This is a genomic window from Micromonospora yasonensis (genome assembly GCF_026013475.1).
Taxonomy (GTDB): domain Bacteria; phylum Actinomycetota; class Actinomycetes; order Mycobacteriales; family Micromonosporaceae; genus Micromonospora; species Micromonospora yasonensis.
The window spans coordinates 17,996-27,687 of the sequence record NZ_JAPDPH010000084.1 but is presented as its reverse complement, the minus strand read 5'-3'; the positions used below and the strand labels follow the sequence as shown (position 1 = coordinate 27,687).

Below are 9,692 nucleotides of genomic sequence, written 5' to 3'. Positions count from 1 at the left end.
GCAGCTTGGCGATGGCGTCCGGGCCGGCCGCGCGGGAGCCGTCGGCACCCACCCACTGCACCGCCTCCTCGCACTCGGCCTCCGTCAGCCCGAGCGCCGCGAGGTCGGCGAACTGCCAGGGCACCACCCGGGCGCCGGTGGGGATCCGGCGCTCGATGAACTCCGCGCAGCGGGTGCAGAACGCGCAGTCCCCGTCGTAGACGAAGGTCGACGTCTCCATGCCTTCATCCTGCACCCGACCGGCCCGCTGCGGTGGCCGGTGTCCGGCGCGTCACTTGCACTTCGTTCGTACGCGTGTTCGAATAAGGGCCATGCGCTGGGCCAACCTCTCCGCTCCCCCGGACGAGGGGCATCCCGACGGGGCAGCGCCGGCGGCTCCACCCCTGCCGCTGGCGCTCCCCGGCGCGATCGCCCGCACCTTCGACACCCCCGGCTTCGCCGGCATGACCTTCTACGAGGTGCGCGCGAAGTCGATCATCAATCGGGTGCCCGGCATGTCCCGCGTTCCGTTCGAGTGGACGATCAACCCGTACCGGGGTTGCAGTCATGCGTGTGTCTACTGCATGGCTGCGACACTCCGATCCTGATGGCGGACGGCCGCACGACGCCGATCAGCGAGCTGGAGCCGGGCGACCGCATCTACGGCACCCAGCGGCGGGGTGCCCACCGGCGATACGTGGTCACCACGGTCCTTGACAAGTGGTCGACGGTGAAGCAGGCCTACCGGATCACGCTTGAGGACGGCACCACGCTGGTCGCCAGCGGCGACCACCGGTTCCTGTCCGACCGGGGCTGGAAGTACGTGACCGGTGCGATGAGCGGCGCCGCGCAGCGTCCCTACCTGACCACCAACAACCGGCTGATCGGCACCGGCCGCTTCGCGCCCCCGCCGAAGGACTCGGCCGACTACCGCCGGGGCTACCTCTGCGGCATGGTGCGGGGCGACGCCCACCTCGGCACATACTCGTATCCGCACGGGACGGTGTACCGGTTCCGGTTGGCCCTGGCCGACGACGAGGCGTTGGACCGCACCCAGCGGTTCCTGGCCGATGCGGGCGTCGAGACCGGGCGTTTCTCCTTCACCCCGGTCAGCGCGACCCGGCGGGCGATCACCGCCATCCGGACGTCGAAGCAGCGCGACATCGAGGTCATCACCGAGCTGATCCGGTGGCCGAACGCACCCGGCGAGGACTGGCGGCTGGGCTTTCTCGCTGGCATCTTCGACGCCGAGGGCAGTTGCAGCAGGGGCGTCTTCCGGGTCAGCAACGGTGACGACGAGGTCCTCGACCAGACGGCGGCCGCCTTGGACCACTTCGGCTTCACCTGGGTGCTCGAGGATCTGGGCCTACCGAACCGAGTGCGGAACATCCGGTTGACCGGCGGTCTTCCCGCCCGGCTTCGCTTCTTCCACCTGACCGACCCGGCCATCAGCCGGAAGCGGTCGATCGAGGGGGCCGCGCTCAAGTGTCAGGCGGCACTGCGGGTGGTGAGCATCGACAATCTCGGGCTGGAGCTGCCGCTGTGGGACATCACCACCGGCACCGGCGACTTCATCGCCAACGGCGTGGTCAGCCATAACTGCTTCGCCCGCAACACCCACACCTATCTCGACCTCGACGCCGGGGCGGACTTCGACCGGAAGGTGATCGTCAAGGTCAACGCCGGCGAGCTGGTCCGGCGTGAGCTGGCCGCCCCGCGCTGGCGTGGCGCGCACATCGCGATGGGCACCAACGTGGACTGCTACCAGCGGGCGGAGGGCCGCTACCGGCTGATGCCGCCGATCATCGAGGCGCTGCGCGACTTCGCCAACCCGTTCTCGATCCTGACCAAGGGCACGCTGATCCTGCGTGACCTGCCGCTGCTGCGGCAGGCGGCCGAGGTGACCCGGGTCGGGGTGTCGTACTCGGTGGGCTTCGTCGACGAGGCGCTGTGGCGGGCGGTCGAGCCGGGCACGCCGAGCCCGCGCCGCCGGCTGGACGCGGTCCGCCAACTCACCGACGCCGGCTTCCCGGTGGGCGTGCTGATGGCTCCGGTGCTGCCCGGGCTCACCGACGACGACGAGTCGATCGACGCCACCGTGGCCGCGATCGCCGCGGCCGGGGCCACCAGCATCACGCCGCTGCCCCTGCACCTGCGCCCCGGGGCCCGCGAGTGGTACGCGCACTGGCTGGCCCGCGAGTTCCCGCACCTGGTCCCCCGCTACCGGCAGCTCTACCGCTCCGGGGCGTACGCGCCGCAGGCGTACCAGCGGGAGGTGACCGCGCGGGTGCGGATGGCGGCCCGCCGGCACGGGCTGCACCGGGGCGAGATCGGCGACAACCGGCGCCTGCCCGACGCGCCACCCCCACCGCCGACCGAGCAGCTGTCACTGCTGTAGGGCCGGCGCTCGCCGGATCGGACGGCACCGATCGGATTAGGCTCAGGGCATGCGTTCCGCCCAGCAGATCCTCGCCGACTCCGCCGTGATCGCCGTCGTGGGCGCCTCCCGGGACCCGGGCAAGGCCGCGCACCGGGTGCCGCTGGAGATGCAGCGCCACGGTTGGCGGATCATCCCGGTGAACCCGACGGTGGACGAACTCTTCGGCGAGAAGGCGTACCCGTCGCTGGCCGACATCCCGTACCCGGTCGACCTGGTGGACGTGTTCCGCCCGGCCGGGGACGCGGTGGAGGTGGTCCGGCAGGCGGTGGCGATCGGCGCGCCGGCCGTGTGGTTGCAGCTCGGGATCTTCTCCGGCGAGGCGCGGCGGATCGCCGCGGAGGCGGGCATCGACTACGTCGAGGACAAGTGCCTGATCATCGAGCGGGCCGCCGGCGGCCTGACCCGGCGCGGTTGACTCAGGGCGCCTCGTCGACGACCGGTCCGCAGATCAGGTCGAGGTGGCTGTCGAGGGCGGCGAGCGCGGTCTCCGCCGGGTAGTGGCCGCCGAGCAGATAGATCCCGAGCCCTTCCATGACGGCCAGCAGGCCCACGGCGGCCCGGTCCGGGTCCACCCGCTGGTCGATCGGCCGGGTGGCCTGCGCGGCACGGATCTGCCTGGCGAGGAAATCCAGCAGGGCGGCGGTGCCCTGGTGCAGCGCCGCGGCGACGCTCGGCCGTACCGCCGTGTAGGCCAGGAAGGCCAGTGCCACCCGGCCGTCGGCCCGGCGCGCCTCGTCGAGGGGTAGCAGCTCGACCAGCATGGTCCGGAGCAGCGTACGCGGGGCGGGGTGGTCGCCGAGCGCGGCCGCCGCTCGGGTCACCCGGGCCTCGCTGTGCTCGCGTACGACGGCGAGGGCGAAGGTCATCATCTCGTCCTTGGTGCGGAAGTAGTGCTGCACCATCCCGGGGGAGACCCCGGCTTCCGCCGCCACGTGCCGCAGGCTGACCGCTTCCAGCCCGTGCTCGGCCGCCACCCGCATCAGCGCGTCCGCGATCAGGGCGCGCCGTTCCCCGTGGTCGACCCGCTTCGGCATGGCGCCATGGTTTCACAATACGTCTGCATTGACACGATCCCCCGCCGGCTTTTACATTGCGGCTGCATTGTAAAAGCGGAAGGGCGGGGTGCACCATGCGCGAGCGGAGGCCGATCGCGTTGCTGCGGCTCGCGGTCGCGTACGAGATTGGCATGTGGCGCAGCCTCTACCGCTGGCTCCTGCGCCGGCCACCGACACGGGAGCCCGGCGCCGAGGCCTTCGGCTACGTCGGCGTGGTGCAGCCGATCCTGCTCGCCTTCATCGTCCTGTCGGCGATCGAGATCCCGATCTTCGACCTGATCCTGCGACACACCTTGCCGTGGCCGTCCGTACGGAAGGTCGTGCTGGCGCTCGGCGTCTGGGGCCTGCTGTGGATGGTCGGGCTCCTCGCCAGCCTGCGGATTCACCCGCACGTCGCCGAGGCGGCCGGGCTACGCGTCCGCAACGGCTCCTCCGTCGAGTTCCACGTGCCCTGGGCCGCCGTCGCCTCGGTCGGCGGCCGCTACCGGTCGCTGACCTCCGGGCGAAGCGTGCAGGTCGAGAACGACGAGTCGGGAACGATCCTGAACGTCGGCGTGGGCAGGCAGACCAGCGTCGACCTGGTGTTGCGCGAGCCGTTCTCGGTACGGCTCCCGAACGGCCCGAGCGAGCCGGTCACGCAGATCCGCCTCTACGCCGACGACCCGTCAGCCCTGGTCGCCCGGGTCCGCCAGCACCTGCCCACACCGGCTTGTTAAGCAGGGGCCCCTGCTATACCGAATGCGTTAACAAGGGGCCCCTGCTTTCAACCCGTCAGAGCTTGTACTCCTTGAGCAGCCCCCGGGAGATGATCGTCTTCTGGATCTCCGAGGTGCCCTCGCCGATGAGCAGGAAGGGTGCCTCCCGCATCAGCCGCTCGATCTCGTACTCCTTGGAGTAGCCGTAGCCGCCGTGGATGCGGAACGCCTCCTGGACCACCTCGGCGCAGTACTCGGAGGCGAGCAGCTTGGCCATCCCGGCCTCGACGTCGTTGCGCTGGCCGGCGTCCTTGAGCCGGGCCGCGTTGACCATGAGGGCGTGGGCCGCCTCGATCTTCGTACCCATCTCGGCGAGCTTGAACGCGACGGCCTGGTGCTTGGCCAGCGGCTGGCCGAAGGTGCGGCGCTGCTGGGCGTACGCGACGGCCAGCTCGAACGCGCGGATGGAGATGCCGCAGGCGCGGGCGGCCACGTTGACCCGGCCCACCTCGATGCCGTCCATCATCTGGTAGAAGCCGCGGCCGACCTTCTCCTCGCCGCCGAGCACGGCCGAGGCGGGGACGGTCACGCCGTCCAGGACCATCTCGGTGGTCTCGACGCCCTTGTAGCCCATTTTGTCGATCTTGCCGGGGATGGTCAGGCCGGGCGCGGCCTCGCCGAAGCCGGGCTCCTTCTCCAGCAGGAAGGTGCTCATGTTGCCGTAGACCGAGTCGGCGCCGGTGTCGGTCTTGACCAGGGTGGCCACCACCGAGGAGTAGGCCCCGTTGGTCAGCCACATCTTCTGGCCGTTGAGGACGTAGTTGTCGCCCTCACGGACCGCCCGGGACTTGATCGCCGAGACGTCGGAGCCGCACTCCGGCTCGGACATCGAGAAGGCGCCGCGCACGTCGCCGGTGGCCATCCGGGGCAGCAGCCGGGCCTTCTGCTCGGCCGACCCGTGCTGGGAGATCAGGTACGCCACGATGAAGTGGGTGTTCACGATGCCGGAGATCGACATCCAGCCCCGGGACAGCTCCTCGACCACCAGCGCGTAGGTGAGCAGGGACTCGCCGAGGCCGCCGTACTCCTCGTCGATGGTCAGCCCGAACAGCCCCATCTCGCGCATCCCGTCGAGGATGTCGGTGGGGTACTCGTCGGCGCGCTCCAGCCGCTGGGCGTGCGGAATGATCTCCTTGTCGGCGAACTCCCGGACGGTTTCCAGGATCGACCGCTGCACGTCGGTCAGGCCGGGCGTCTGGGCGAGTCGGGCCATCTCAGCCTCCGGGGGATCGGCGCATTACTCGTGGGTAACTGAACGCTGGGTCAGTATCGGGCCCGGCGACCGGCGAGGCCAAGGTGACCAGTCCACACAACCACTGTGAAAAGGTTCACCGCTGCCGGTAGCGTCCGCAAGAGAGAGGGCCGTTCACCTGCGACGAAGGGGGCGAGCAGACGTGAGCCAGCCACCCGGCGAGCCGGAGCAGCCGCCGTCGCCGTACGAGCCGCCGTCCCATGGACAGCCGTACGGGCAGCCGCAGCAGCCGCACTGGGGGCACCAGCCGCCGGGCGGCGCCCAGCCGCCGTACGCCCCACAGCCCCCGTACGGCCAGTACGGTCCGCCCGGGGCGCCACCACGACCACGTGGCCCGAACACGCTGGCGATCCTGTCGCTGGTCTTCGCCTTCGTCTTCGCCCCGGCCGGGATCGTCCTCGGCCACCTGGCCAAGCGGCAGATCCGGCAGACCGGCGAGGAGGGCGACCAACTCGCCACCTGGGGGTTGATCCTCAGCTACGTCTTCACCGTCCTCGGCCTGATCGCCTGCTGCGGCTGGATCGGCCTGGCCTGGTGGGCGAACTCCGACAACGGCAACTACCGCTGAGCGGCGGCGGAAGGCCGGCCGTCAGCGGAACTCGGCCTCGCGGACGCTGTTGCCGCCGTCGACCACCAGCATCTGTCCGGTGATGTACGAGGCGGCCGGCGAGCAGAGGAAGGCGATCGCGGCGGCCACCTCGTCCGGCGTGCCGGGTCGGCCCACCGGGGTGCCGAGTCCCTGCTTGATCTCGGCGGCGGTCGACGCCGCGGTGTAGATGGTGCCCGGCGCGACCGCGTTCACCGTCACGCCGTCGGCGATCATCTCCATCGCCAGCGCCCGGGTCAGCCCCACCACGCCCGCCTTCGCCGCCGCGTACGCGGCCTCGGTGGGCAGCGCGTTGACCGGGCCGGCGGTCGCGGCGAGGTTGACGATACGACCCCAGCCCCGCTCGGCCATCCCGCCGATGAAGGCGCGGCTGCACAGGAACGCCGTGGTCAGGTTGCGGTCGATCTCGCCACGCCACTCGTCGTAGCTGAGCTGGGCCACCGGCCGCAGCACCTCGGGGCTGGCCCGACTGGCCAGGCCGGCGTTGTTGACCAGCACCTCGACGTCGCCCAACTGCTCGGCCACCGCGTCGGCGAGGGCGCCCACCTCGGCCTCGTCGGTGAGGTCGGCGACGAAGCCGGTGACGCCCAGCTCGCCGGCGCGCTCGTGGATCCGGCGGGTGGTGGAGACGATCGCCACCCGGGCACCCAGGTCGGTGAGACGGCGCGCGGTCGCGTACCCGATGCCGTCCGGGCTGCCGGCGCCGGTGACCAGCGCGACCCGGCCGTCCAGCCGCATGGTGACCGGCTCGGCCAGCGGCGCCGGCTGATCCTGGTCGGCGGGCCCGGCCGGGAAGCCGCCCCGGGGGCGCCGCACCGTACCCGGGCGGCTCACGTCCCGTCGCGACCGACCGCCGCGCGCGTCAATTGCCATGCCGCGATCCTGCCCGCTGTGGACGTTCCGGGCAACGCGGCACCCGGAAAGCCGGTCCTCCGGTTTGCCTGCCGCTGGCTACCCTGACGGGCACCCGAAGAGCTACGGAGATGAGCAGATGAGCTATCCCCCGCCGTCCGGTGGCTGGCACGACCCGTCCGCACCCGGCCCGCAGTCGGGCCCGCCGGCCGACCCCACGCTGCCGATGGGCGGCAACCCGATTCCGACCCAGCCGACCCCGGCGGACCCGTACGCCGGGATGCCGTCCGCCGGTGACCCGTACGCCGCGCCGGGCTACCCGGCGGGCAACCCGTACCCGGCGGGCGGCTACCCGCCGCCGGCCTACCCGGCGTACGCCGCCCCGTCGACCAAGACCAACGGCCTGGCCATCGTGGCGCTGGTGCTCGCGTTGGTCGGCTTCACGTCGTGCATCACCGCCCCGATCGGCGCGATCCTCGGGCACGTGGCCCGCAAGCAGATCCGGGAGACCGGCGAGCAGGGCGACGGCATGGCGAAGGCCGGCATCATCATCGGCTGGATCCTCACCGGCCTGATGGTGGTGCTGATCGCCGTCTACATCGTGGTGATCGTCATCGCCATCAACTCGGACACCGGCGGCAGCACGGCCACCTTCTGACGCACGGTGCCGCCCTGGGACCCGGGGCGGCACCGGCGCCGGCGGTCACTCCGCGGGCGGCGTGAAGGACGAGGTACGGGTCATCCCGGCGGCCCGACCCTTCGCCGCGATGACCAGCGCCATCTTGCGGGACGCCTCGTCGATCATCTCGTCGCCGAGCATCACCGCGCCGAGCTTCCCGCCCGCCTCGGACGTGTACCAGTCGTACGCGTCGAGGATCAGCTCGGCGTGGTCGTAGTCGGCCTGGGCCGGGGAGTAGACCTCGTTGGCCGCGTCGATCTGGCCGGGGTGCAGTACCCACTTGCCGTCGAAGCCGAGGGCCGCCGAGCGCCGGGCCACCTCGCGGAACCCGTCCAGGTCGCGGATCTGCAGGAACGGGCCGTCGATGGCCTGCTTGTCGTGCATCCGGGCGGCCATCAGGATGCGCATCAGGATGTAGTGGTAGGGGTCGCCCGGGTAGTCCGGGATCAGGGCCCCGACCACCAGCGACCGCATGTTGATCGAGGCCATGAAGTCGGCCGGGCCGAAGATGATCGTCTCGACCCGCGGCGAGGCGGCCGCGATGGCGTCGACGTTGACCAGGCCGGCCGCGTTCTCGATCTGCGCCTCGATGCCGATCCGGCCGACCTCCAGGCCGAGAATCTTCTCGATCTGGGTGAGCGTCAGGTCGAGCCACTGCACCTGGGCGGCGTTCTGCACCTTCGGCAACATGATGCAGTCCAGGTTGGCCCCCGCGCCCTCGACCACCTCGATCACGTCCCGGTACGTCCACGGCGTGGTCAGGTCGTTGACCCGGACCACCCGGGTCTTGCCGGCCCAGTCGCCCTCGTTCAGCGCGGCGACGATGTTCTTGCGGGCGTCCGGCTTCGCCAGCGGGGCGACGGCATCCTCCAGGTCGAGAAAGACCTGGTCGGCGGGGAGGCCCTGGGCCTTGCCGAGCATCTTGACGCTGGAGCCGGGTACCGCGAGGCAGGACCGGCGGGGGCGACCGACAGCGGCCATGGATGCGCTCCTTCCAGCGTCCGGCGGGCATGCCGACGCGACCAGAAACGAAGAATTCGAGAACTTAACGATCCCAAAGGGCGTTGTGACGCCACGGTAACCTCGTCCCGTGACCGGGGTGAATGGACCTGTGGAAGATCTCACTGAGCGTCGGATCGTGGTGGTGACCGGGGCCAGCTCGGGCATCGGGCTGGCCGCTGCGGTCGACCTGGCCCGCCGGGGTGACCAGGTGGTCCTGGTCGGGCGGGACCCGGCCCGGCTACAGGCCGCCGGGGACCGCCTACGCGAGGCCAGCGGCGAGCGGCCGGAACTGTTCCGGGCGGACTTCGCCGTCCTCGACGACGTCCGCCGGCTCGCCGAGAAGCTGCGCGCCGCGTACGACCGGATCGACGTGCTCGCCAACAACGCCGGGGCCATCGTGCTGCAACCGGTCACCACGGTGAACGGCTTCGAGCTGAGCATCCAGGCCAACCACCTCGCCCCGTTCCTGCTCAGCAACCTGCTGCGGGACCGGATCGGCCGGATGGTGGTGACCGCCTCCGGCGCGCACCGCAGCGGCGTCCTGGACCCGGACGACCTGAACGCCACGCTGCGCGGCTTCCGGCCGTACCGGGCGTACGGCACCAGCAAGCAGGCGAACATCCTGTTCGCCGCCGAGGCGGCCCGGCGCTGGCCGGAGGTGCCGGCGTACTCGTTCCACCCGGGCGTGGTGCGCACCCGGTTCGGCGCGGACAGCCCGCTGGTCTCGCTCGGCATGCGGCTGCTGCCCTTCCGCAGCCCGGAGAAGGGCGCGGAGACGCTGATCTGGCTGGCCAACCAGGACCCGTCCCGGCTCACCTCCGGCGGCTACTACTTCGACCGCCGGCCCCGCCGGCCGCTGGCCAAGGCGCGCGACCCGCAGTTGGCCGCCCGGCTCTGGACCGTCAGCGCGCAGGCCGTCGGGATCGACGCATGACGACGGCCCACCACGACCCCGTCCCGGGCGGGATCCTGCTGGTTGCGCTGGTCGACCCCGAGCGCGCCGCGCTCCGGGCCGGGCTGGGCGACGCGGCCCCCGCCACCCGGGTCCTGGAGGTCCGGGACGTCTGACGA

Annotated in this window: 11 protein-coding genes and 2 pseudogenes; 8 read left to right on the top strand and 5 right to left on the bottom strand. The window is 71.4% G+C overall.

Going from position 1 to position 9,692, the window contains the following annotated elements; translation table 11 throughout:
* A pseudogene (locus ONA70_RS18530) lies at positions 1-220 on the bottom strand (DUF393 domain-containing protein); the annotation flags it as partial.
* Positions 221-311: 91 nt separating this feature from the next.
* Here ONA70_RS18530 and ONA70_RS18525 point away from each other — a divergent pair.
* From ONA70_RS18525 to ONA70_RS18515, 3 genes and pseudogenes are all read left to right on the top strand, one after another.
* A pseudogene (locus ONA70_RS18525) lies at positions 312-584 on the top strand (intein-containing Rv2578c family radical SAM protein); the annotation flags it as partial.
* A 2-nt stretch (positions 585-586) separates the two neighbouring features.
* Positions 587-2,377, top strand: coding sequence for an intein-containing Rv2578c family radical SAM protein (locus tag ONA70_RS18520; protein ID WP_265007701.1), 1,791 nt, complete (start codon positions 587-589; stop codon positions 2,375-2,377).
* 49 nt (positions 2,378-2,426) lie between these two features.
* Positions 2,427-2,834 carry a CoA-binding protein gene (locus ONA70_RS18515; protein WP_265007700.1) on the top strand — a complete coding sequence of 136 codons (408 nt, stop codon included), beginning with the start codon at positions 2,427-2,429 and terminating at the stop codon, positions 2,832-2,834.
* Between the two features lies 1 nt (position 2,835).
* On the opposite strand, the gene ONA70_RS18510 is transcribed toward ONA70_RS18515, so the two are convergent.
* Positions 2,836-3,453 carry a TetR/AcrR family transcriptional regulator gene (locus ONA70_RS18510; RefSeq protein WP_265007699.1) on the bottom strand — a complete coding sequence of 206 codons (618 nt, stop codon included), beginning with the start codon at positions 3,451-3,453 and terminating at the stop codon, positions 2,836-2,838.
* A gap of 95 nt (positions 3,454-3,548) precedes the next feature.
* Between ONA70_RS18510 and ONA70_RS18505 the strand changes: the two genes are divergently transcribed.
* Positions 3,549-4,190, top strand: a complete 642-nt coding sequence (locus ONA70_RS18505) for a hypothetical protein (RefSeq protein ID WP_265007698.1) — start codon at positions 3,549-3,551, stop codon at positions 4,188-4,190.
* Between the two features lie 55 nt (positions 4,191-4,245).
* On the opposite strand, the gene ONA70_RS18500 is transcribed toward ONA70_RS18505, so the two are convergent.
* Positions 4,246-5,442 (bottom strand): acyl-CoA dehydrogenase family protein, encoded by a 1,197-nt coding sequence (locus tag ONA70_RS18500; protein WP_265007697.1) that lies wholly within the window; start codon positions 5,440-5,442, stop codon positions 4,246-4,248.
* 181 nt (positions 5,443-5,623) lie between these two features.
* Here ONA70_RS18500 and ONA70_RS18495 point away from each other — a divergent pair, with 181 nt between their 5' ends.
* Entirely contained in the window at positions 5,624-6,049 is a 426-nt protein-coding gene (locus ONA70_RS18495; protein ID WP_265007696.1) for a DUF4190 domain-containing protein, read from the top strand.
* 21 nt (positions 6,050-6,070) lie between these two features.
* On the opposite strand, the gene ONA70_RS18490 is transcribed toward ONA70_RS18495, so the two are convergent.
* The gene (locus ONA70_RS18490) at positions 6,071-6,961 is read right to left on the bottom strand and encodes an SDR family NAD(P)-dependent oxidoreductase (RefSeq protein WP_265007695.1); all 891 of its coding nucleotides are present in this window, start codon (positions 6,959-6,961) and stop codon (positions 6,071-6,073) included.
* A gap of 118 nt (positions 6,962-7,079) precedes the next feature.
* On the opposite strand from ONA70_RS18490, the gene ONA70_RS18485 reads away from it, so the two are divergent.
* Positions 7,080-7,598, top strand: coding sequence for a DUF4190 domain-containing protein (locus ONA70_RS18485; protein ID WP_265007694.1), 519 nt, complete (start codon positions 7,080-7,082; stop codon positions 7,596-7,598).
* Positions 7,599-7,643: 45 nt separating this feature from the next.
* Here ONA70_RS18485 and ONA70_RS18480 read toward each other — a convergent pair whose 3' ends face one another.
* The gene (locus ONA70_RS18480; RefSeq protein WP_265007693.1) at positions 7,644-8,600 is read right to left on the bottom strand and encodes an HpcH/HpaI aldolase/citrate lyase family protein; all 957 of its coding nucleotides are present in this window, start codon (positions 8,598-8,600) and stop codon (positions 7,644-7,646) included.
* 130 nt (positions 8,601-8,730) lie between these two features.
* Between ONA70_RS18480 and ONA70_RS18475 the strand changes: the two genes are divergently transcribed.
* A complete protein-coding gene (locus tag ONA70_RS18475; RefSeq protein ID WP_265007692.1) occupies positions 8,731-9,555 on the top strand; it encodes an SDR family NAD(P)-dependent oxidoreductase in 825 nt (274 codons plus the stop codon).
* Positions 9,552-9,689, top strand: coding sequence for a hypothetical protein (locus ONA70_RS18470; protein ID WP_265007691.1), 138 nt, complete (start codon positions 9,552-9,554; stop codon positions 9,687-9,689). The genes ONA70_RS18475 and ONA70_RS18470 overlap by 4 nt, the downstream gene beginning before the upstream one ends.
* Positions 9,690-9,692 lie beyond the last annotated feature (3 nt).

Coding starts and splice junctions, on each gene's coding strand:
- ONA70_RS18520 (WP_265007701.1), top strand. CDS start 587: ATGGCGGACGGCCGCACGACGCCGATCAGCGAGCTGGAGCCGGGCGAC.
- ONA70_RS18515 (WP_265007700.1), top strand. CDS start 2,427: ATGCGTTCCGCCCAGCAGATCCTCGCCGACTCCGCCGTGATCGCCGTC.
- ONA70_RS18510 (WP_265007699.1), bottom strand. CDS start 3,453: ATGCCGAAGCGGGTCGACCACGGGGAACGGCGCGCCCTGATCGCGGAC.
- ONA70_RS18505 (WP_265007698.1), top strand. CDS start 3,549: ATGCGCGAGCGGAGGCCGATCGCGTTGCTGCGGCTCGCGGTCGCGTAC.
- ONA70_RS18500 (WP_265007697.1), bottom strand. CDS start 5,442: ATGGCCCGACTCGCCCAGACGCCCGGCCTGACCGACGTGCAGCGGTCG.
- ONA70_RS18490 (WP_265007695.1), bottom strand. CDS start 6,961: ATGGCAATTGACGCGCGCGGCGGTCGGTCGCGACGGGACGTGAGCCGC.
- ONA70_RS18485 (WP_265007694.1), top strand. CDS start 7,080: ATGAGCTATCCCCCGCCGTCCGGTGGCTGGCACGACCCGTCCGCACCC.
- ONA70_RS18480 (WP_265007693.1), bottom strand. CDS start 8,600: ATGGCCGCTGTCGGTCGCCCCCGCCGGTCCTGCCTCGCGGTACCCGGC.
- ONA70_RS18470 (WP_265007691.1), top strand. CDS start 9,552: ATGACGACGGCCCACCACGACCCCGTCCCGGGCGGGATCCTGCTGGTT.